This is a genomic window from Rhodococcus sp. OAS809 (assembly GCF_040546695.1).
Taxonomy (GTDB): domain Bacteria; phylum Actinomycetota; class Actinomycetes; order Mycobacteriales; family Mycobacteriaceae; genus Rhodococcus_F; species Rhodococcus_F qingshengii.
In genome coordinates this window covers 899,106-921,037 of record NZ_JBEPOI010000002.1, presented here as the reverse complement: position 1 = coordinate 921,037, position 21,932 = coordinate 899,106, and the positions used below count along the sequence as shown (strand labels likewise).

Sequence of the window (21,932 nt, the reverse complement as noted above, 5' to 3'; positions counted from 1 at the left end):
GGCCAGTGAAACGAACTCGCGGGTAACCCGCAAACATGCTGAACAATCGCTAGGTAAGGGCCGGTTACACGTGCACGAACGACCGAATCCGCACGTCGCCCGGCCGGTCGGAAAGTGGCCACGAACAGCCCTGTGAAGAACATGACGTGATCCTCACGATATCTGGGCTCAACCGCGGGTTAGCATCACAGAACTAACGAACAAATCCGATTATCGGTAAAGCGCTCACGCAAAAAATGAGAGGGAGCGGACACAGTGTCATTAGCTTCAGAAGCCGAGGCTGTCGAGCAGGCGTACGCGGAGTGGCAGCGCTCCGTAGCCGGTGTGCTCGCCAAGTCCCGCAGAGTCGATGCGGCAGAACTGGGCCCCGAGCCACAGAAACTGCTCGAAACCGTCACCTACGACGGTGTCACTGTCGCACCGCTCTACAGCCCACGCGACGAGCGTCCCGAGCAGAGCTTGCCGGGCACGTTTCCGTACGTGCGTGGCGTCGACGCTCACCGTGATGTCAATGCCGGTTGGTTGGTTTCCGCTGCATTCGGAACCGCCTCGGCGGCCGAGACCAATCGCGCCATCCTGGACGCCCTCGAAAACGGAGTCAGCGCACTCTGGTTGAAGGTGGGCGCCGACGGCGTTCCGGTCACCGACCTCGCCGCTGCGCTCGAGGGCGTGCTTCTCGACCTCGCACCGCTCACGCTCGATGCAGGCGCAGCGACAAACGATGCAGCCCGAGCACTCTTCTCACTCCTCGATGCACGCAGCGAAGCCGGCGACGGTGTCAGCGATCGCAGCAGTATCCGAGTTCACCTCGGTGCAGCACCGCTGACCAGTTCGTTCTCCGGCGCAGCCGACGTCGAATTTGCAGGCGCAGTCGAGTTGGCCGCCCTCGCCGCCGCTCGTGCGGAAACCGTGCACGCGATCACCGTGGACGGCACGGCCTTTCACAACGCGGGTGCCGGCGACGCCGAAGAACTCGGAGCCGCAATCGCCGCCGGCCTCGAGTACCTCCGTGCACTCACCGCCCAGAGCGGCCTGACCATCGGTGCTGCGTTGTCGCAGTTGGCTTTCCGCTACGCGGCAACCGACGATCAGTTCCAGACCATCGCGAAGTTCCGCGCCGCACGTCTCGTATGGGCACGCATCGCCCAGGTCTGCGGAGCTTCCGATTTCGGTGGAGCGCCGCAGCACGCAGTCACCTCCGCCGCGATGATGGCTCAGCGTGATCCCTGGGTGAACATGCTGCGCACGACCCTCGCTGCATTCGGCGCCGGCGTCGGCGGAGCAGATGCAGTGACTGTTCTTCCGTTCGACGTCGCCCTGGCCGACGGCACCCTCGGTGTCAGCAAGTCCTTCTCCTCGCGCATCGCGCGCAACACACAGCTGCTCCTGCTCGAGGAGTCGCACCTGGGCCGTGTCCTCGATCCGTCGGCCGGGTCTTGGTACGTCGAGGACCTGACACAGCAGATCGCCGCCACCGCGTGGGAGTTCTTCCAGGAAATCGAAGCAGCCGGCGGATATCTGGCGGCACTCGAAGCGGGAATCGTCTCCGGTCGCATCGCCGCTACCAAGGCCAAGCGCGACTCCGACATCGCACACCGCAAGACCACGGTCACCGGTGTCAACGAGTTCCCGAACCTCGGCGAAACGCCGCTGTCCGCCGAAGCCGTCGAGCCCGGCCAGTCCGTCGCCCGCTACGCAGCTGCATTCGAAGCGCTTCGTGACCGTTCGGACGCGTTCCTCGCCGCCGGCGGCGCCCGTCCCACTGCGCTTCTCGCGCCGCTGGGCTCGGTTGCAGAACACAACGTGCGCACCACGTTTGCGTCCAACCTGCTCGCTTCGGGTGGTATCGACGCAGTCAACCCCGGCCCGCTCGAGGTGGGCGCCGAGGCCATCTCCGCTGCAGTCAAGGCTTCCGGTGCCACCGTCGCCGTGCTGTGCGGCACGGACAAGCGCTACGGCGAGAGCGCCGCAGCGGCCGTCGCCGAACTTCGCGCCGCCGGCATCACCAAGGTGCTGCTCGCAGGACCGGAGAAGGCAGTCGCCGACGCGACCGGCGATTCTCGCCCGGACGGATTCCTCACCGCCCGCATCGACGCAGTGTCGGCTCTGACCGAACTGCTCGACTTCATCGAGACGGGAAGCTCCAAGTGACGACACGAGAGGTCAAGCACGTGATCGGCAGTTTCGCCGAGGTCCCACTCGAGGACCCGCAGTCTCCGGCACCCACACCGCCGTCGGTCGAGCAGGCCCAGGCGCTCATCGAAGAGGGCGCCAACGCCAACAACTACGCCGCCGAGCAGGTTGTCTGGTCCACCCCCGAAGGCATCGACGTCAAGCCGGTGTACACCGGTGCGGACCGCACGGCCGCCGCCGAGTCGGGTTACCCGCTCGACAGCTTCCCGGGCGCAGCGCCGTTCCTGCGTGGTCCGTACCCGACCATGTACGTGAACCAGCCGTGGACCATTCGCCAGTACGCCGGATTCTCCACTGCCGCGGAGTCGAATGCGTTCTACCGTCGTAACCTCGCGGCCGGTCAGAAGGGTCTCTCGGTCGCCTTCGACCTCGCCACACACCGCGGCTACGACTCCGATCATCCTCGCGTTGCCGGTGACGTCGGAATGGCCGGTGTCGCAATCGATTCCATCCTCGACATGCGTCAGCTCTTCGACGGAATCGACCTCTCGCAGGTGTCGGTCTCGATGACGATGAACGGCGCCGTGCTGCCGATTCTCGCGCTGTACGTCGCTGCGGCAGGCGAGCAAGGTGTCACTCCGGACAAGCTGGCCGGAACGATCCAGAACGACATCCTCAAAGAGTTCATGGTTCGTAACACCTACATCTATCCGCCGAAGCCCTCGATGCGGATCATCTCGGACATCTTCGCGTATTCCAGCGCGGAAATGCCGAAGTACAACTCCATCTCCATCTCGGGCTACCACATCCAGGAAGCCGGAGCGACGGCCGATCTGGAACTGGCGTACACCCTCGCCGACGGCGTCGAATACATCCGCGCCGGCCTCGACGCCGGTATGGACATCGACAAGTTCGCACCTCGCCTGTCCTTCTTCTGGGCCATCGGCATGAACTTCTTCATGGAGGTCGCCAAGCTCCGCGCCGGACGCCTCCTGTGGGCCGAGCTTGTCGCCAAGTTCGACCCCAAGAGCGCGAAGTCGCTCTCGCTGCGTACCCACTCGCAGACCTCCGGCTGGTCCCTGACCGCGCAGGACGTCTTCAACAACGTGCCGCGTACCTGCGTCGAAGCCATGGCTGCCACCCAGGGCCACACCCAGTCCTTGCACACCAACGCACTCGACGAAGCGATCGCATTGCCGACGGACTTCTCCGCCCGCATCGCCCGTAACACCCAGTTGCTGCTGCAGCAGGAATCCGGCACAGTGCGTCCCATCGACCCGTGGGGTGGCTCGTACTACGTCGAGTGGCTCACCAACGAACTCGCCAACCGGGCTCGTAAGCACATCGAAGAGGTCGAGGAAGCCGGCGGAATGGCTCAGGCCATCAACGAAGGCATCCCGAAGCTGCGCATCGAGGAAGCTGCCGCCCGCACCCAGGCACGCATCGACTCCGGTCGGCAGCCGCTCGTCGGCGTCAACAAGTACGTTCCCGACGAGGTCGACACCATCGAAGTTCTCAAGGTCGAGAACTCCAAGGTCCGCAAGGAACAGCTCGAGAAGTTGGTTCGCCTTCGCGCGGAACGTGATCCGGAAGCCGTCGAGGCCGCACTGGCGAACCTCACTCGCGCTGCCGCATCCACCGAAGGCGGCATGGAGAACAACCTCCTCGCCCTCGCTGTCGTCGCCGCCCGCGCGATGGCTACCGTCGGCGAGATTTCCGACGCCCTCGAAAAGGTGTACGGACGCCACCAGGCCGAGATCCGCACCATCAGTGGTGTGTACCGCGACGAGGCAGGAACGGTGAGCAACATCAGCAAGGCGATGGAACTGGTCGAGAAGTTCGCCGAGGACGAGGGACGTCGTCCCCGCATCCTCGTCGCGAAGATGGGCCAGGACGGTCACGACCGTGGCCAGAAGGTCATCTCCACCGCCTTCGCGGACATCGGATTCGACGTCGACGTCGGACCGCTGTTCCAGACCCCCGAAGAGGTCGCCAATCAGGCGGCCGACAACGACGTCCACGTAGTCGGTGTGTCGTCGTTGGCAGCCGGTCACCTGACCTTGGTGCCGGCGCTGCGGGAGGCTTTGGCTGCGGCCGGTCGTCCCGACATCATGATCGTCGTCGGCGGCGTCATTCCGCCCGGTGACTTCGACGAACTCTACGAGGCCGGCGCTGCTGCCATCTTCCCGCCCGGCACCGTCATCGCCGACGCTGCCAGCGGATTGTTGGAGAAGCTCTCCGCCCAACTGGGTCACGACAACAGCTGAGAAGGGGGTCACTGAAGATGGCACGTCAGCCCATCGACATTGATTCCCTCGCCGAGGCGGTGCGCGGAAATCAGCGTGCCGGCCTCGCTCGGGCGATCACCCTCGTCGAGTCCACTCGCGACGACCACCGGGCCCTCGCGCAGCAACTTCTACTGAAGTTGCTGCCGGAGGCCGGGGGAGCGCACCGGATCGGCATCACCGGAGTTCCCGGCGTCGGCAAGTCGACCTTCATCGACGCGCTCGGAATGTACTTGCTGAGCAAGGGACATCGGGTTGCGGTGTTGGCGGTCGATCCGTCGTCCACCCGCACCGGCGGCTCGATTCTCGGCGACAAGACACGCATGGCTCGGCTCACCGTCGAACCGAATGCGTACATCCGGCCGTCACCGACGTCCGGCACGCTCGGTGGTGTTGCCAAGGCAACCCGCGAGACCATCGTGCTTCTCGAAGCTGCCGGTTTCGACGTCATCCTGGTGGAGACGGTGGGTGTCGGCCAGTCCGAAGTCACTGTTGCCAACATGGTGGACTGCTTCACGTTCCTGACCCTCGCTCGTACCGGTGATCAGCTCCAGGGCATCAAGAAGGGTGTCCTCGAGCTCGCAGATCTGGTGGCGGTCAACAAGGCCGATGGCAAGCATGAGCGCGAGGCAAAGGGTGCTGCCCGCGAATTGGCGGGTGCGCTTCGCTTGATCTACCCGCACGACGCCATCTGGAAGCCGCCCGTCATCACGATGAGCGGTCTCGAAGGTGTCGGGCTGGACGAGTTCTGGGGAACTGTCACCAAACACCGTGAGGTGCTCACCGAAGCAGGACAGTTCGAGGAGAAGCGTCGCAAGCAACAGGTCGATTGGACCTGGACGATGGTCAACGATCAGCTGCTACGCAGGCTCTCGAGCAACGATCGGGTGCGTGCGATCCGGGCCGACGTCGAGCAGAGCGTGCGTGACGGTTCGCTGACGGCAGCGTTGGCGGCGGGGCGAATTCTCGACGCGTTCGACGGAAGCAACTAGCGCGGAAAGAACGAAATCCCGGGTATCCGAGCGCGGATACCCGGGATTTCTTCTGTGACGAGCTATCGTTCGCGTTTGACTGCAGGCTCGGTGAGTTCGGTCTCGACAGCGAGTTCGACTCCCGTGAAATCGCCTTCTGCCTCGGCCGGGGTGAGCGTGGACCGCTTCCACGCGTAGAACAGCAGCGCTGCCCACGCGCCGAGAATGGTCAGGTAACCGGTCACTGTGACCGCCCCGGTGATGTCGAAGGATTTGAACAGCTTCTGTGCGTTGGTCAACACGATGACGCCGCCCACCGCCGTTCCGAGCAAGGTTGCAGGTACGCGGCTGACCAGCCACGCCGCGAACGGAGCTGCGATGACACCGCCGAGCGCGAGACCGGCGACAACGAGGAGGTTTCCCGCCGACTCACGTCCCAATCCGACAAGGAATCCCAGCGAAGCGGCTGACGCGACCAGAAACTCCGAGGCGCTGACCGAGCCGATCACGGTGCGCGGCGCGGTCTTTCCTCGTGAGAGCAGCGTGCTGGTGGTGATCGGACCCCAACCACCACCGCCGGATGCATCGATGAAACCACCGAACAGGCCGAGTGGGGACAGGAAACGTGCAGTGTGCGGGGTGGTACGAGCGTCCGCGACGGCCGGTGGGCGGACCGAAAAGCGTAGTGCCACATAGATACCGATGGCCAGCAGGATCGTCGCCGTGATGGGGACTGCCGCTTCGGTGGACAGACCCGAGAGCACAGTTGCGCCGATGAATGCACCGACTGCGCCGGGCACACCGAGCTTGGCGACGAGCTTCCAGTCGATGTTCTTGAACTTCCAATGCGACACACCCGAAGCGAGGGTGGTGCCGACCTCGGCCAGGTGAACAGCGGCGCTGGCCTGAGCCGGACCGAGGCCACCGATCATCAACAGAGTGGTTGCGGTGACACCGAAGGCCATACCGAGGGCGCCGTCGACGAGCTGGGCGCCGACGCCGACAAGGGTGAACAAAAGAAGGTTGAACATGAGAAGACAGACTCCGAGCGAAGAAGCGACAAAGTCAGGGGTGCAGGCAGCGAGAATCGCCGCTCAGCAACACGCCTGATCGAAGCATGCGCTACGACGAGTGGGCCAGAACGCCATCAATCCGAGCGCAAATGCCGGGGAGGCATCGTGGCTGGAAATCTGCACGTCAGGTCCTTTGTTCTCGTTCGTTGGTGTTCTGTCCATGCGAGCATAGCCGGTGACCGGCTCGGTCAACCCACGACGCGGGCGTAATTTCCCACTCGGTGGACAAGTCGATCGAAGAATTCCGCCGGATCGGTTCTGACCGCGATATCCGCGTTGGGCTCACGCTGCCAGTGCCCGACCCAGTCCGCGACCGTCGTTCCGATCAGCAGTGGACTCTCGGTTTCGACATCTACCGTTGCCGGTTTCAGCGTCGCCAGGCTCGGATCGAGCGCGACGGCAGCAGCGAAGGGATCATGCATGTGAGCAAGAAATCCCTGGTCGTATTCACGGTGGAATTCCATGTAGAACCGGATTGCGTCGGACATATGCCTGATCACGCTGTTGGACGCGGAACTGCGGACGTCGGGACCGTCGTCAGGCGAGATGATCTCTTCCGGGGTGCTCCCGGCAGCTTCGGCGAGCCGACGCACATGTTCGGGGAACATCTCGATGGATTCGGTGACGTTGAGGCCGCAGATGATCGGGCGCCGGTGCGCGGGTACGACGGAGAACGCGTCGAACACCTCCTTGGCGGCGTGCGGATCCACCGAGACGTTCCACTCCGCGGTCGGCGTCGTGTTGCCCGGATAGTTGAACGACCCACCCATCACTACCAGTCGCTTCAGCAGAGACGGCAGATCGGGTTCACGTCTGATCGCCAAGGCCAGGTTGGTGAGCGGCCCCGTCACCAGCCCGGTGAGTTGTCCGGGGTACTCCCGGACGAGATCCACCCAGAGGTCGGTGGCGGTTCGGACCGAGCGCTTGCGACCCGAATCGGGGAGGACCGCATGGCCGATTCCTTGCGGACCGTGAGTCTCCTCGGTGGTGCGCAACGGTATGACCAATGGCTCGCGGGCGCCGAGTGCAACCTCGATGTCCGGGGCGCCGCAGAGCGCAAGCCAGTTCAAGTTGTTGGCCGCGACCTGTTCCACCGGAACGTTGCCGGCGGTGCTCGCAATCCCCAGTATCTCGGCTTCGGGGCTGGCAAGGAGATAGAGAAGCGCCAACGAGTCGTCGATACCGGTGTCGACGTCGACGATGAGTTTGTGCATGTCACTCATCGGTGGCCACCAGGATCGTCGGGGAATGCAGGACGGGGAAGTTCACCGACCGAGCGATGAAGCACTTCGTGTGTGCGGGGCCGTGAAGCTCCTGGGCCTTCTCGACCATCGACGCCTCCGCGACCAACACCGTCGGATTCAACGTCACTTCGATGAACTGGCCGCCGCCATCGGATTCCTCGATCATGCTGCCGACCGGCTGATCGCTGTAGTCGAGAACGACGACCCCAGCGGCAGCTGCCAGCCCGAGGTACCAGAGCATGTGGCACTGGGCGAGGGAGGCAACGAGCAGTTCCTCGGGGTTCCATCGCTGCGCGTCACCGCGGAACGAGGGATCGGAGCTGCCGAGAAGTTCCGGCTTTCCGACCGCGGATATTGCATGATTGCGCGAATATCCCTGCGTGCTGGACGTTCCGGTTCCCAGATCGCCCGTCCACTGAAGGTCGAGTGTGTAGGTATGTGACTTCACAGGTCCATCTTGCCCTGAATGTGCCGGTCCCTCAGTGTGCCCACTCCGCGCGATCCGATCCCCACGGATGGGCTGGTTCGGGGTAGTCCTCGAACTCTGCCAGCGCGGGTCGTGCGGTGGTCACGTCGGCATGGTTGACAACAACATTCAGGCCGGGAGCGGTCGGTAGACCGGGATGGACGGTTCGGCCGGGTGCGTCGAGAAGACGGGCGCCGGTGCTGGCCAATGACACGTCGACATCGCGGCCACGGCCGTCCTGCGAGCGCAGCGTCAACGCGTCGAGGATCCCCGCTGCCAAGAAGTATCCGGTCGAGTGGTCGAGTGCCTGCGCCGGAAGCGCACCAGGGTTCTCACCGCCCTCGAGGAACGAGATACCGGATGCGGCCTGCACGATGCTGTCGAAGCCGCGGCGATTCGCCCACGGACCTTCCCATCCCCATGCGCTGACGCGCCCGTGAATCAGGTGGGCGGGAAGATCCTGCCCGATGAGCGCTTCGAGTGCACCCGGCCGGTAGCCGGTGACCAGTACGTCTGCGGTTTCGAGGAGTTCTCGGAACGCTGCCGCTCCGGCCGAGGACTTCAGGTCGAGAAGCGCCGACCGCTTGCCCTGTCCACTGTCGAGGTGCTGCCATCCGATCTCGGGGATCGCCGGGGGATCGATCCGCAGAACGTCAGCGCCGACCAACGCCAGGGCACGCGTCGCGACCGGACCGGCGATGACGCGGGTCAGGTCGAGAACGCGTGGGCGCGTCGGATGCGTGCGGGGTTTTCCCTCGTCGCGTGCTCGGATGGATACCAGAGGCGCAGACCTCGCAGCTGCGCACTGCTCACTCAGGCGCCACTCGGTCTCGGTACGAACACGGACCGCGATGGCTCCGATCTCGGCGGCCTGCTGCTCGATCTCGATGGCGCTGAGTTCGGATATCCGTTGCGCCACTGCATCTTTGGGTGATCCATGATCGAGCGCGAGGACGGCGAGCAGGCGGTCGCGATGGTGCGGATAGTTGCCGTGCGTGCGGACCCAACCGTCGCGGGCGGCAAAGAACCCCGAGTGCTCGGAGAACCCGTTGATCGGCTCGCCGCCGATCCGGAACAGTCGATCGCTCGAGAAGGACGCGGCGATGCGCTCGGGATCGAGGGTCCAGTGTCCGTCGCCCGGGCGGGTTGACCGATGAATCGCCGAGGCGAACGCCGCGACTGAGCCCGCAGCGAGGTCGAACACCGGCAAGTGCGCCGCAAGGAAACCCGCCGAGTCCGGGCATTCGATGTGCCCGCGTCGGTCGTCGCTGTGCACCCCGACGTCACGCTGGTATTCGTCGAGATAGAACCCGTACCCGTGATCCATGCGACGCCTTTCGGCAGTTCAGTGGCCGAGAAGCTCCCGGCACTTCTCTGCCAGCGGTATCGCGGAGCGGCGCAGCACGATCCGCCAACTGTTGTTGCTGACGCACGTATTCGGCGCGGCCCGCGGGAGTTTCGATACGAATGGGGGAGTACCCGTACTCGGCGAGGTCGTATGGGCTCGCGCGCATGTCGAGTTCACGGGCCAGGAGCGCGTGTTCGAAGCACCGCATCACCAGGTCGGAATCGACGAGTGGCAACAATTTGAAGCTCCACTTGTACAGGTCCATACCGGCGTGCAGGCAGCCCGGCTGTTCGTGATCGATCTGAGTTTCGCGTGCAAGCGGGAGCGAGTTCTTGGGGGCCGCGTCCGGTGTGAAGAACCGGAACGCGTCGTAGTGCGTGCATTTGAGTGGCAGGGATTCGACGACCGCGTCGGTACCGGCGAACCCGAGTCGCAGCGGCACCGACTGGTGACGGATTGCGTCCTCGCCCCCGCGATAGACCATCGCCCATTCGTGGAGGCCGAAGCAACCCAGCACAGCGGGCCGCGCAGACGTCTGATTCAACAGATTCCACACGAATTCGACTGTGTGACGCCGACGCTCCAGCACTGAGGCCTCGACCGTCGCGGTACCCGACTCGTCGACGCGGTAGCCGGAGAAGGCTGCGTATTCGGCGGCGTTCTCGAGCGCGACTCCGTACCCGGGGTGCCAGCGGCGCAGTTGGGCGGGTTTGAAGTTGTAGTACGTGAAGAGGAAGTCGTGCACCGGGTGAGAGATACCGGCGCTACGACGCGCTCGGTGCGGCTCGACGAGCTTCTCCACCTCCTCGAGGTGAAGTGCCCGCCGAGCCGTCCACTCGCTCTGCGCGAGTGCGAGTGAATGCACCGAACGTGTCATCGATCAGCTGTTTCTTTGTCCGGGAACAGCATCCGTGCCGCGATGCGTGCCATCGCGGACCGTTCCGACGTACTCCTCGAGGAGATCCTCGAGCGCGACGATACCGATCACCACTCCGTCAGCGTCCGTGACAGCGCCGAGGTGCGAGCTGGCCCGACGAAGGCCGGCCAACGCTTCGGCCAGCGGTGTGCTGAGCGGAACGATGGGCAGCGGCCGGATATCCGACGTCGGAACGACGGTGTCCGGTCCAGCGGCCTCGTCGAGCACCTCGTCGAGCACGTCCTTGAGGTGCACGTACCCAGCCAGCGATCCGTCGCTCGCTCGCACCGGGTAACGCGAGTATCCGGTCTCGATGACCGCACGCTCGATCTCACCCAGTGTTGTTCCCGACGGTGTGAGGGGAATGGTCCGCACCTTGTCGAGAGTGATCAGGACCTCGGAGACGGTCCGATCGGTCGATTCGAGTGCCTGCTTCAACCGCCGGTGTTCTTCGGCGTCGATCAGACCTTCGGATCGCGATTCACCGATCATCGCGGACAACTCCACCGCCGAGACCGTGACGTCGAGTTCGTCCTTGGGTTCGACGCGCAGGAGCTTGAGCACTCCGTTCGCGCACAGGTTGTAGAACGCGATGATCGGGCGAGCGATCTTGATGAACGCCAGATGCACGGGAACGAGCAGCATGGCCGTCTTCTCGGGGCCGGCCAACGCGATGTTCTTGGGCACCATCTCGCCGAGCAGGATGTGCAGCACGACGACGAGCGACAGCGCGATGGCAAACGAGATCGGGTGCAGCAATCCGTCGGGCAGGCCGACGGCTTCCATCGGCACCTCGAGGAGGTGCGCAATGGCGGGCTCGGCGACCTTACCGAGGAGGATCGAGCAGATCGTGATGCCCAGCTGAGCCGCCGCAAGCATGAGCGAGAGGTTCTCACCGGCCTTGATGACTGTGAGCGCCCGCTTCTTGCCTTGCGCGACCAGTGCTTCGAGGCGGTCACGTCGTGCGGAGATCAGTGCGAACTCCGCACCGACGAAGAATGCATTGCCGGCGAGCAGCACGACGGTGAGGAGTACACCGAAGAGGTTATTCATCGTCGGACTCCTTCTTGCTGTCGTCTGCGGATTCGGGTTCGACGTAAGCGGGGACCGGCGTGATGGTCACCCGGTCGATACGGCGGCCGTCCATGCCGGTCACTCGTGCAATCCACTTTCCGCGCGAATCACCGGACGAGTCGACGTCGGGCAATTCCACCTCGTCACCCTCGTCGGGGATGCGGCCCAGTTCGGTGAGCACCAAGCCGCCGAGCGTGTCGTAGTCGCCTTCGGGAGCGGTGTACCCGGTCGCCGAAGTGACCTCGTCGATGCGCAGGAGACCGGAGCACGACCATCCGTCGCCGACGCGCTGTACGTCGAGTTCGGGTTCGTCGTGTTCGTCGCGCACATCGCCGACGATTTCCTCGATGAGGTCTTCCATCGTGACGATGCCGGCAGTTCCGCCGTACTCGTCGACGACGAGCGCAACCTGCATACCGTCCGAGCGGATCCGCTCCATGACGGTGTCTCCGTCCAGGCTCGACGGCACGACGGGAACACGTTGAGCCAGACTGTCGACGCGCGTCGTGCGCCTGCGCTCGGCCGGAACGGTGAACGCGTGCTTGATGTGTACGACGCCGACCGTGTCGTCGAGATCGCCGCGAACGACCGGGAAGCGCGAATAGCCGGTCCGCGACGCCGTCACGATCAGGTCTGCGACGGTGTCCGAGAGTTCCAGCGATTCGATCTTCACTCGCGGAGTCATCAGCTCTTCTGCCGTGCGGTCACCGAACTGCAGTGAACGGTCGACGAGCATCGCCGTGCCCTTGTCGATGGACCCGCGCTGCGCGGACGTCCGCACGAGGGACCCGAGTTCCTGCGGTGATCGCGCGGAGCGCAATTCCTCCGCGGGTTCGATGCCCAGGCGTCGCACGATCCAGTTGGCGGTTCCATTGAGGCCGTTGATGGCCCACCGGAAGATCAGCGAGAACCCTGCTTGCAGGCCCGCAGTCGCGCGGGCGGTGGGCATCGGCTTGGAGATTGCGAGGTTCTTCGGTACGAGCTCACCGAAGATCATGGAGAACGAGGTCGCGATCACGAGCGCCAGGATCAAAGACGTTGTCGAGGCCGCGGATTCACTGAGCCCGACGGCCTTCGTGACCGGTGTGATGAACCGTGCCAGGACCGGCTCGGCCAGGTAACCGGTGATCAGGGTTGTGATCGTGATGCCCAGCTGAGCGCCGGAGAGCTGGAACGAAAGAGTCTTGTGCGCGTGTTGAACCTGCCGCGAGCGTCGGTCGCCGCCACGAGCAGCTTCGTCGACGGTGCTGCGTTCGAGCGCGGTCAGTGAGAATTCGGCCGCCACGAAGAGGGCGGTGCCTGCAGTCAGCGCGATGAAGCCGACCAGGCTGAGAATGGTGAAAACGATGTCCATGTGTCATCGCCACCTGAGATGTGCACGGGGGCCGCCGGGTTTGTCTCCCGGCTCGCTAGAGGAGCCCTCCGAACCGGCGGAATCAGAAGATTCCTCGGATAAAACGACGGGTGTAGCGCCGGGTAAGTGTGTGGGTGCCTCGGGCACCGGGTTCCTTTCGTCAGAGCCGAGTAGTTCTCGGCTGTAGCGGGCTCGGTCGGGTCGCCGAAGGGCACCCGACCGAGTTTTGTTTTCTGTTTACGGATCCAATGATACCGGCGGGTGCCCGGGAGTAGGGACCCGAGCACCCGCCGACAGTCACAGAACGTGGTTCACCAACCAGACGGAAGCGGCCGTCCTTCGGCAAATCCGGCGGCGGACTGCACGCCCAGAACGGCCTTCTCGTGCAGCTCCTCGAGAGAGCGCGCACCCGCGTACGTGCAGGTACTGCGCACGCCGGAACAGATCTGATCGATCAGGTCCTCGACTCCGGGGCGCTCGGGATCGAGACGCATCCGCGAACTGGAGATGCCTTCCTCGAACAATCCCTTACGAGCGCGATCGAAAGCCGTTTCGGTGGCCGTGCGAGCGGCAACAGCGCGCTTGGAGGCCATACCGAAGCTCTCCTTGTACGCGTTGCCCGCCTGATCGACTTTGAGATCGCCGGGGGACTCGTATGTGCCGGCGAACCACGAGCCGATCATGACGTTCGACGCGCCCGCCGCGAGGGCGAGTGCAACGTCGCGGGGGTGTCGAACGCCGCCGTCGGCCCAGACGTGCTTGCCGAGCTCACGTGCCGCTGCAGCACATTCCGCGACGGCCGAGAACTGCGGGCGTCCGACGCCGGTCATCATGCGAGTCGTGCACATGGCTCCGGGTCCGACGCCGACCTTGACGATGTCCGCGCCTGCGGCGATCAGATCACGGGTTCCCTGTGCGGAGACCACGTTGCCTGCAACCAACGGGACGCCGAGATCGAGCGCCTTGAGGGTGGTGAGCGCATCGATCATTCTCTGCTGGTGACCGTGAGCCGTGTCCACGACGATCACGTCGGCACCGGCGTCGACGAGTGCCTTGGCCTTGGCGCCCACGTCACCGTTCACACCGACCGCCGCAGCGACCCGGAGTGCGCCGCGCTCGTCGACTGCGGGGTCGTAGATGCCGGCACGAATCGCGCCGGTGCGGGTGAGGACGCCGGCAAGAGTCCCGTCTTCGTTGACGATGACCGCCAGCGGATCATGCTTGGTTTCGAGCAGTTCGAAGACCTCACGCGGTGTGGCGGTGACCGGGGCCGTGACGAAGTCGGTGATCGCGACGGTACGGAGGCGAGTGAACCGATCGACATCCGCGCAGGCAGCCTCGGTGACGACACCGAGAGGCTTACCGTCCTCGACCACCACGACCGCGCCGTGAGCGCGCTTGGGAAGCAGCGCCAGCGCATCGGAGACGGCGTCGTCCGGACTCAGCGTGACCGGCGTATCGGCGACGAGGTGGCGGCTCTTGACGAACGCCACGGTCTCGGCGACAGCTTCGGTGGGGACGTCCTGCGGAATGATGACCAGCCCGCCGCGGCGGGCGACAGTCTCCGCCATGCGGCGGCCGGCGACTGCGGTCATATTGGCGACCACGACGGGAATGGTCGTTCCGGATCCGTCGGAAGAATTGAGATCGACGTCGAACCGAGAGGTGACCTCGGTCCGGTTAGGGACGAGGAAGACGTCGTCGTAGGTCAGGTCGTATGGGGGGCGTTGCCCTTCGAGGAACTGCACGTTTCACGAGCCTACCGTCGATTCCGCCGTAGCGCCCTCGGTATCGCGCGCTTGTGAGCGGGAGAGGGCGATCGTGGTCATGATCATGACGGCGACGGCGCACCCGATGAGAGCAATTCCGGGACCGTCGACGCGGAGGCGTTCGTCGAGCACTGTCATCCCCAGGAAGATGGCCGCGATCGGCTCGCCGATCGTCAGGGCGGGTAGCGACGCCGACAGCGGCCCGACCTGGAACGCGCGCTGTTGCAGGTAGACCCCGATTGCGCCCGAGGCGATCAGCGCCCACGTCTGCCATGCCGAAATCACCCCGACGACGCCGTGGCCGAGTAGGTCGGTGACGTACTTGGTGAATGCGACGGCGACGCCGTAGAAGATGCCTGCCGCAGAGCCGAGAAGCAGTGCGCGCCAGCCGCCGTCGAGTTTGGACAAGCCGCCGACAGTTGCGGCCACGGCCACTGCGACCGTAATCGTCAGGGGCACAGCCCAATCCGACCATGGAGCATTGCTGTCTCCCTCGGTGGGATCGCCGACGACGAGGAAGATCGCCAAGGAAATCGCGAGCATGATCGCCAGTGACCACGCGGAACGGGTGATGCGGATTCCCGAGAATTTGGCCGAGAGAGGCAGCGCGAACAGCAACGAGGTCACGATCAGCGGCTGCACCACCAACACCGAACCCAACGACAGTGCAACGGCCTGCATGACGTACCCGCCGCCGTCACCGATCAACCCGGCCCACCACCGAGGACTGCGAATCAACGACGCCACCAACGCCTCGCCCTCGGGAACCGCGGACGCCGCCCGTTGCTGAGCGACCGAAGCGCACGCGAAGAGCAGTGCAGCGAGAAGTGCGCAGAGAACCGAGATCAGTGGAAGATCACCCATTCCCTCAGTGTGCGCGCTTGCCCGCCCGATTTCCGGCAGACGGCTTTCCTGCGCCGGGTGCGCCGCGACGCGGGGTCAAGCCCTTGGACGCCAGACGCTCCGAACGGGTCGGGACCGGAGTGCCGTCCGCACGGATCTTCTTCACACTCTTCGGATCGGTGACGCGCCGCGAGGAGGCGGCGCGCTTCTCGCCGTCCTTCTTCATCCGGCCTCCGGCAGCGGTCCGGCCTGCAGTGTCGTGTTCCTGACGGCCACGCTTGGCGGTGTGCTTGACGGCAACCGTCGTATCGGGAGCCTCGACCGGAATTCCCGTCGGCTCCATCGCACCGGTGATGCGCGTGAGTTCAAGATCGTCAGGACGAACCCGCACACCGTGAACCTTGATGCCTGCCTGCTTGGTCAACTTCTCGACCGATTCACGTTCTTCGTCGGTGACGATGGTGACGACGACGCCTGATTCCCCGGCGCGTGCCGTCCGGCCGGCCCGGTGCAGGTAGTCCTTCGCCTCGGCCGGGGGATCGACGTGAACGACGAGCGTCACGTCGTCGACATGGATTCCGCGCGCGGCGACATCGGTGGCGACCAGGACCGGTGTTGTCCCGTCGGAGAACGACGCGAGGGTCTTGGTCCGATTGTTCTGCGTCTTGCCGCCGTGCAGAGCCCCGGCCGAGACGCCGATCAAATGCAGTTGCTGCGCAAGACGATCCACACCGTGCTTGGTCTTGACGAACATGATGGTCCGCCCCGCGCGCGAAGCGATATGTGCGACAACGGATCTCTTGTCGTCGCGGTCGACGAAAAGCAGGTGATGCTCCATGGTCGAGACGGTCGCAACCGGGGGAGCAGTCGAGTGCGACGCCGGATTGCGCAGGTAACCCGCGACCAGATCGTCGACCTTGCCGTCGAGTGTCGCCGAAAAGAGAAGACGCTGACCGTCTTTCGGAGTCGTGTCGAGAATCTTCGCAACCTCGTCGATGAAACCCATGTCTGCCATGTGGTCGGCTTCGTCGATGGTCGTGATCACGACGTCGTCGAGAATCACCGACTTCTGGTCGAGTAGGTCGAGTAGGCGCCCGGGGGTCGCAATCAGCAGATCGACGCCGCGGGCAAGGATGTCGGCCTGACGCTTGATCGGAACGCCCCCGACCGCATTTGCCACACGCAAACCGATCTCGGTAGCGGCGTCGTCGAGTGCCTTGTGGATCTGGATCGCCAGCTCACGGGTGGGAGCGAGCACCAAACCGCGCGGACGATTCCGCTTGCTCGCCCCACCCTTGAGGCGCACCAGCATCGGAAGCCCGAAGGCCAGAGTCTTTCCGGAACCCGTCGCACCGCGCCCGAGTACATCCCGACCGGCAAGAACATCGGGGATGGTTGCCGACTGAATGGGGAAGGGGGCATCGATGCCGCTTCGGCGCAACGCGTGCACCATCACGGCGGGGATTCCGAGGTCGACGAACGAACGCCCTTCGGTCGAGGTGGGCGAGTCGATCGTCGATTCCTGCATTTGTCCAGGCTACCGGGTATCGGTAGACGCAGATGACCGCATCTACCGATACCCGCTGTGAATCAGGCCTCGATTTCGCTGCGGTCACCGCTCCACAGTGTGTGGAACTTGCCCGGCTTGTCGATGCGCTCGTAGGTGTGCGCGCCGAAGAAGTCGCGCTGACCCTGAGTCAGGGCGGCCGGCAGACGCTCCGCGCGGAGACCGTCGTAGTACGACAGCGAGGACGCGAACGCAGGTACCGGAATGCCGAGCATCGTCGCGGTGGCGACCACGCGGCGCCAGCTGTCGATGCCTGCCTCGATGGCCTCGCGGAAGTACGGCGCCAGAATCAAGCTTGGCAGGCTCGGATCCGCGTCGAACGCGTCCTTGATGCGGTTGAGGAACTGCGCACGGATGATGCAGCCACCGCGCCAGATCGTCGCCAGGTCGGCAGGCTTGAGGTTCCAGTCGTACTCGGCGCTGCCGGCAGCGATCTGATCGAAGCCCTGCGCGTACGCCACGATCTTCGACGCGTACAGCGCGGCCTGGATGTCGGCGGCGAACTGCTCGGCGTCAGCAGGCTTGTCGCCGAGAGAGCCGGCAGCCAGACCCTGCGCCTGAGCTGCAGCGCGCTGATTGCGGCTACCGGACAGTGCGCGAGCAAACACGGCTTCGGCGATACCGGTGACCGGCACGCCCAGATCCAGAGCGGACTTGACCGTCCAGCGGCCCGTGCCCTTCTGCTCGGCAGCGTCGACGATGACGTCGACCAAAGGCTTGCCGGTCTCGGCGTCGACCTGGCGGAGCACCTCGGCGGTGATCTCGATCAGGTAGGACTCGAGGGTGCCCTTGTTCCACTCGGTGAAGACGTCGGCAACCTGACCGGCGTCGTAGCCCAGAGCGTCGCGGAAGAGGTTGTACGCCTCGCCGATGAGCTGCATGTCGGCGTACTCGATGCCGTTGTGCACCATCTTGACGAAGTGACCGCTGCCGTCGGGGCCGATGTGCGTGCAGCACGGGGTGCCGTCGACGTGAGCGGAGATGGACTCGAGAAGCGGGCCGAGAGCCTCGTAGGACTCCTTCGGGCCGCCCGGCATGATCGACGGACCGTTGAGTGCGCCTTCTTCGCCACCGGAGATACCGGCGCCGACGAAGTGCAGTCCGCGGGCGCGGATCGCCGCTTCACGACGGATCGTGTCGGTGTAGAGCGAGTTGCCACCGTCGATGATGATGTCGCCGGGCTCCATGGCGTTTGCGAGCTCTTCGATGACAGCATCGGTCGGGGCGCCGGCCTTGACCATGATCAGGACGCGTCGCGGCTTCTGAAGTGCGGCAACAAACTCCTCGACGGTCTCGGTGCGCACGAAATCGCCCTCGGAACCATGCTCGGCGATCAGGGCATCGGTCTTCGCGATGCTGCGGTTGTGCAGGGCAACGGTGTGACCGTGGCGGGCGAAATTGCGGGCAATATTCGAACCCATGACGGCCAGGCCGGTGACGCCGATCTGAGCTCGGGGTGATTCGGTGCTAGTGGTTGACATGCTTACAGCTTTCCCTCTCGGTCCGCGGCTGTGAAATCCTGCGCTGTGCGCAGCCGAAAACGGTGCGGCCGCGACGCGCGTGAACATCAGACCGTGCATACAAAACACGGATGCAGATCACTTTAATTGCAGTGACCTGCATCCGTCTCGATACAGCTTCCGGCACAGCCGGAAGGTTCTCAGTGTTCAGTTGTCGAGCCGCAGCTCAGCGCAGGTATTACCGCTGATCGCGCTTCGGGCCGTCGAATCCGTCATAGCTACGACGGTCGGTACGGCTGCGGAAGCCGCCACCGCTGGTCGAGGCTGCACGGTTGTCGCCGCCTTCGCGGTTTCCCTGGTATCCACCGGAGGAGCGGTTGCCCTGGTAGCCGGTCGAGGGGCGGCTGTCGCGATCGCCGTACGAGCGGTTGTTGTCACGGTTGCCCTGGTATCCACCACCGGAAGAGCGGTTGCCCTGGTATCCGCCGCGGCTCTCGCCGTCACGGTTGCCCTGGTAACCACCCGAAGAGCGGTTTCCTTGGTAGCCGGTCGAGGGGCGGCTGTCGCGGTCTCCGTAGGACGGACGGCTGTCACGGTTGCCCTGGTAACCACCGCTGGAGCGATCACCCTGGTATCCACCGGAAGAGCGGTTGCCCTGGTATCCGCCGCGGCTCTCGCCGTCGCGGCTTCCCTGGTAGCCACCCGAAGAGCGGTTTCCTTGGTAGCCGGTCGAGGGGCGGCTGTCGCGGTTGCCCTGGTAACCACCGCTGGAGCGATCACCCTGGTATCCGCCGCGGCTCTCGCCGTCGCGGTTGCCCTGGTAGCCACCCGAAGAGCGGTTGCCCTGGTATCCACCGGACGAGCGGTTGCCCTGGTAGCCGCCACGGCTTCCACCACGATCACCGAAGGAACGCTCGCCACGAGAAGAGCTCTCGCGCAACGGTTCTCCGGTCGGCTTCTTGGCGCCGGTGATGCGAGCAAGTTCAGCAGAACCCGGGGTGACGGCAACGGCTGCGGCATTGACGCCGGCCATACCGGTCAGACGCTTGAACTGACGCTTCTGGTTCGGCAGCACGATGGCGACAACGGTGCCCTTCTCGCCGGCGCGAGCGGTACGACCAGCGCGGTGCAGGTAGTCCTTGTGGTCGGCCGGGGGATCGACGTGAACGACGAGGTCGATGCCGTCGACGTGGATGCCGCGTGCTGCGACGTCCGTTGCGACGAGGACCGGGGTGCGGCCGTTCTTGAAACGCTCGAGGACGCGGGTGCGCTGGTTCTGTGCCTTGCCGCCGTGAAGCGACTCGGCAGCGATGCCGACTGCGCGGAGGCGGTCGGTGATTCCCTCGCAACCGAGCTTGGTGCGGGCGAACATGATGGTGCGTCCGTCGCGGGCACCGATCTCGGCGAGGACTGAATCCTTCTGTCCACGATCGACGAGGAGGACGTAGTGCTCCATCGTGTCGACGCTTGCGCGGCCGTCTTCGGTGGAGTGGGTGACGTGGTTGGCCAGGAACTGACGAACCAGCGACTGGACCTCACGGTCGAGGGTTGCCGAGAACAGCAGACGCTGTCCGTCTGCGGGGGTCTCACCGAGGATCGAGCGAACCTCGGGCAGGAAGCCCATGTCCGCCATCTGATCGGCTTCGTCGAGTGCGGTGATTTCCACCGAGTCGAGGATGCAGGTGCCCTGACGCAGGTGGTCGCCGAGACGACCCGGCGTTGCGACGAGGACGTCTACGCCGCGGCGAAGCTGATCGACCTGCTTGGCGAACGGCGTTCCACCGACAGCGGGGCGAACCGTGAGTCCGAGTGCTCCGGCGTAGGAGTTGAGGGAGTCGACCACCTGGAAAGCAAGCTCACGGGTGGGGACGAGCACGAGTGCGCGGGGACGCTTGGCGGCCGGGCGATCTTCGTGGCGTGAGAGGCGGGTCAGCATCGGCAGGCCGAAGGCGAGGGTCTTGCCCGATCCGGTCTGTGCGCGGCCGAGAACATTGGTACCGGCGAGCGCGTCCGGGATGGACTGCGCCTGGATGGGGGACGGGACGGTGATGGAGTTGCGCGCCAATGCGGCAACAAGCTGCTCGGGCAGGCCGATCTCGGCGAAGGTGATACCCGGCTCGGTGGCGACTGCTTCTTCGGCAGCGGGGGTGTTGACGGTGGGGTCTTCGATGTTCTCGGAAGACGACATTTGGACAGCGTTGGTCACGCGGAAACCTCTCCGGACTACGGGCACGTCGCGGAGCGGAAGAAGCCATGCTGAAATACACGACACAGTTCGCAAAGGGACGAGCCAGGGCACATGTCACCTGGCAATCCGAACGCATACTGCGGGGAATTGGGCTGTGTGCCGTTATATGTTGACGGACCACGATGGTGGCCGTGATCCACTCTACGCCACCGGGGACACCGAAGTCAGGTAGCCCCGCCTGTGACCTGCACTACTACACGGGGTTACGCAGGTCAAGACTCAGTATGCGTTGAAAAGCAGTCGAAGTTCGGTGAGCCAGGGCACAGCAACCGCAACCGTGGGAACAACGAGAATCGCGACCGCCCCGAGATACGCAAAAACTGCGATGCGGGGATCTGCGTCGTCGGCCGAGAGGCGCTGCACCCGGATGAGCGTCGACGGCCCGCCCGCTGCCATTGCCCCGCGGGGTGCCGTCGATCCGGCACACGCGACAAGCGCCCGCGCGAGGGGAGTGGGACCGGTAGCCCGCACGGCTGAATCGTCGGCGAGCAACTCCACCAGTAGCTGCACCGATCCCAGGGCCGACTTGCTACGAACGAAACGGGGGAACGCGTGGTTGACGGCAGTGAAAGCCTCGAGGACCAGATCGTGACGAGCTCGCAGGTGGGAACGCTCGTGCGTCAGGATGGCTTTGACCTCGGCATGATCGAGGTTCTGCAGAGTGCCTTGACTGAGAACCACGCGTTGACGCAGACCTGGCAGGCAGTATGCGATCGGTTCGTCGACGTCCAGTACCCGCAGATCGGGTGTGCGTTCCACCGACGCGGGCATGGCGCAGTCGTCGAGAAGGTCCACCAACACGCGGTGACGTGCACGGCGACGTCGGGTTCTCACAGCGACCTGGATGATCGAGAAGATCAGCTTCGCGCCGATCAGAAGCGTCAGGGCAAAAACAACCACGTACAGAATCCACAGCGGGAGCCCGAGTGCATCGATTTCGGCGGTCGGGGCCGTCGTCGGCCTACCGTCAGTGCCGGGAACGAGCAGCTGGCTGGCAATGGCCAGGCCCGAGCTGAATGCCGACAGCACCGCAGCAATTGCGACGGCTTGCCACAGAACCAACGCCGCGCGTGGAGCGCGGTAAGGCCACGTGGAGCGGCTCAGGAGTGCGGGAACCGGACCGGCCAGCAACAAGGCAAGCAGTCCGAAAACCAGTGCAGTAGTGGCGTTCATGTCCTACA

The 21,932-nt window shown here is 64.7% G+C and carries 16 protein-coding genes; 3 read left to right on the top strand and 13 right to left on the bottom strand.

Annotated elements, in window-relative coordinates; translation table 11 throughout:
- The first annotated feature begins 255 nt into the window (after window positions 1-255).
- From mutA to meaB, 3 genes are read left to right on the top strand one after another with little or no spacing between them, the layout of a single operon-like run.
- Window positions 256-2,151: a methylmalonyl-CoA mutase small subunit gene (gene mutA, locus ABIE52_RS07180; protein ID WP_030536386.1), complete on the top strand. Its 1,896-nt coding sequence runs from the start codon at window positions 256-258 to the stop codon at window positions 2,149-2,151.
- Complete coding sequence (scpA, locus tag ABIE52_RS07175; RefSeq protein ID WP_003944912.1) at window positions 2,148-4,400, top strand: methylmalonyl-CoA mutase; 2,253 nt, start codon at window positions 2,148-2,150, stop codon at window positions 4,398-4,400. The genes mutA and scpA overlap by 4 nt, the downstream gene beginning before the upstream one ends.
- A 17-nt stretch (window positions 4,401-4,417) precedes the next feature.
- Window positions 4,418-5,410: a methylmalonyl Co-A mutase-associated GTPase MeaB gene (gene meaB, locus ABIE52_RS07170; RefSeq protein WP_007727819.1), complete on the top strand. Its 993-nt coding sequence runs from the start codon at window positions 4,418-4,420 to the stop codon at window positions 5,408-5,410.
- A 62-nt stretch (window positions 5,411-5,472) separates the two neighbouring features.
- Here the strand turns inward: meaB and ABIE52_RS07165 are convergent, their stop codons facing one another.
- From ABIE52_RS07165 to ABIE52_RS07105, 13 genes are all read right to left on the bottom strand, one after another.
- The gene (locus ABIE52_RS07165) at window positions 5,473-6,420 is read right to left on the bottom strand and encodes a sulfite exporter TauE/SafE family protein (protein WP_192712418.1); all 948 of its coding nucleotides are present in this window, start codon (window positions 6,418-6,420) and stop codon (window positions 5,473-5,475) included.
- Between the two features lie 230 nt (window positions 6,421-6,650).
- Window positions 6,651-7,685: a nucleoside hydrolase gene (locus ABIE52_RS07160; RefSeq protein WP_003945017.1), complete on the bottom strand. Its 1,035-nt coding sequence runs from the start codon at window positions 7,683-7,685 to the stop codon at window positions 6,651-6,653.
- Window positions 7,678-8,154: an OsmC family protein gene (locus ABIE52_RS07155; protein WP_007727816.1), complete on the bottom strand. Its 477-nt coding sequence runs from the start codon at window positions 8,152-8,154 to the stop codon at window positions 7,678-7,680. The genes ABIE52_RS07160 and ABIE52_RS07155 overlap by 8 nt, the downstream gene beginning before the upstream one ends.
- A 31-nt stretch (window positions 8,155-8,185) precedes the next feature.
- Window positions 8,186-9,499 (bottom strand): CoA transferase, encoded by a 1,314-nt coding sequence (locus ABIE52_RS07150; protein WP_192712417.1) that lies wholly within the window; start codon window positions 9,497-9,499, stop codon window positions 8,186-8,188.
- Complete coding sequence (locus ABIE52_RS07145; protein WP_354541474.1) at window positions 9,456-10,397, bottom strand: 3-methyladenine DNA glycosylase; 942 nt, start codon at window positions 10,395-10,397, stop codon at window positions 9,456-9,458. Before ABIE52_RS07145 ends, ABIE52_RS07150 begins: the two co-directional genes overlap by 44 nt.
- Window positions 10,398-10,400: 3 nt before the next feature.
- Complete coding sequence (locus ABIE52_RS07140) at window positions 10,401-11,489, bottom strand: hemolysin family protein (RefSeq protein WP_003944826.1); 1,089 nt, start codon at window positions 11,487-11,489, stop codon at window positions 10,401-10,403.
- Window positions 11,482-12,864 (bottom strand): hemolysin family protein, encoded by a 1,383-nt coding sequence (locus ABIE52_RS07135; RefSeq protein WP_003944847.1) that lies wholly within the window; start codon window positions 12,862-12,864, stop codon window positions 11,482-11,484. The genes ABIE52_RS07140 and ABIE52_RS07135 overlap by 8 nt, the downstream gene beginning before the upstream one ends.
- 311 nt (window positions 12,865-13,175) lie before the next feature.
- A complete protein-coding gene (locus tag ABIE52_RS07130) occupies window positions 13,176-14,612 on the bottom strand; it encodes a GuaB1 family IMP dehydrogenase-related protein (RefSeq protein WP_020969620.1) in 1,437 nt (478 codons plus the stop codon).
- A 3-nt stretch (window positions 14,613-14,615) separates the two neighbouring features.
- The gene (locus ABIE52_RS07125; protein WP_003944968.1) at window positions 14,616-15,497 is read right to left on the bottom strand and encodes a DMT family transporter; all 882 of its coding nucleotides are present in this window, start codon (window positions 15,495-15,497) and stop codon (window positions 14,616-14,618) included.
- Between the two features lie 4 nt (window positions 15,498-15,501).
- Entirely contained in the window at window positions 15,502-17,004 is a 1,503-nt protein-coding gene (locus tag ABIE52_RS07120) for a DEAD/DEAH box helicase (RefSeq protein ID WP_192712416.1), read from the bottom strand.
- 62 nt (window positions 17,005-17,066) lie between these two features.
- Window positions 17,067-18,524 (bottom strand): NADP-dependent phosphogluconate dehydrogenase, encoded by a 1,458-nt coding sequence (gene gnd, locus ABIE52_RS07115; RefSeq protein ID WP_007730904.1) that lies wholly within the window; start codon window positions 18,522-18,524, stop codon window positions 17,067-17,069.
- A 217-nt stretch (window positions 18,525-18,741) separates the two neighbouring features.
- The gene (locus tag ABIE52_RS07110; RefSeq protein WP_064688200.1) at window positions 18,742-20,709 is read right to left on the bottom strand and encodes a DEAD/DEAH box helicase; all 1,968 of its coding nucleotides are present in this window, start codon (window positions 20,707-20,709) and stop codon (window positions 18,742-18,744) included.
- A 261-nt stretch (window positions 20,710-20,970) separates the two neighbouring features.
- Window positions 20,971-21,924 carry a M56 family metallopeptidase gene (locus ABIE52_RS07105; RefSeq protein WP_007730909.1) on the bottom strand — a complete coding sequence of 318 codons (954 nt, stop codon included), beginning with the start codon at window positions 21,922-21,924 and terminating at the stop codon, window positions 20,971-20,973.
- Between the last annotated feature and the right edge of the window lie 8 nt (window positions 21,925-21,932).

Bases quoted from the DNA above. Each gene is read 5' to 3' on its own strand.
- meaB (WP_007727819.1), top strand. From the start codon at position 4,418: ATGGCACGTCAGCCCATCGACATTGATTCCCTCGCCGAGGCGGTGCGC.
- ABIE52_RS07165 (WP_192712418.1), bottom strand. From the start codon at position 6,420: ATGTTCAACCTTCTTTTGTTCACCCTTGTCGGCGTCGGCGCCCAGCTC.
- ABIE52_RS07160 (WP_003945017.1), bottom strand. From the start codon at position 7,685: ATGAGTGACATGCACAAACTCATCGTCGACGTCGACACCGGTATCGAC.
- ABIE52_RS07150 (WP_192712417.1), bottom strand. From the start codon at position 9,499: ATGGATCACGGGTACGGGTTCTATCTCGACGAATACCAGCGTGACGTC.
- ABIE52_RS07145 (WP_354541474.1), bottom strand. From the start codon at position 10,397: ATGACACGTTCGGTGCATTCACTCGCACTCGCGCAGAGCGAGTGGACG.
- ABIE52_RS07140 (WP_003944826.1), bottom strand. From the start codon at position 11,489: ATGAATAACCTCTTCGGTGTACTCCTCACCGTCGTGCTGCTCGCCGGC.
- ABIE52_RS07135 (WP_003944847.1), bottom strand. From the start codon at position 12,864: ATGGACATCGTTTTCACCATTCTCAGCCTGGTCGGCTTCATCGCGCTG.
- ABIE52_RS07125 (WP_003944968.1), bottom strand. From the start codon at position 15,497: ATGGGTGATCTTCCACTGATCTCGGTTCTCTGCGCACTTCTCGCTGCA.
- ABIE52_RS07120 (WP_192712416.1), bottom strand. From the start codon at position 17,004: ATGCAGGAATCGACGATCGACTCGCCCACCTCGACCGAAGGGCGTTCG.
- gnd (WP_007730904.1), bottom strand. From the start codon at position 18,524: ATGTCAACCACTAGCACCGAATCACCCCGAGCTCAGATCGGCGTCACC.
- ABIE52_RS07105 (WP_007730909.1), bottom strand. From the start codon at position 21,924: ATGAACGCCACTACTGCACTGGTTTTCGGACTGCTTGCCTTGTTGCTG.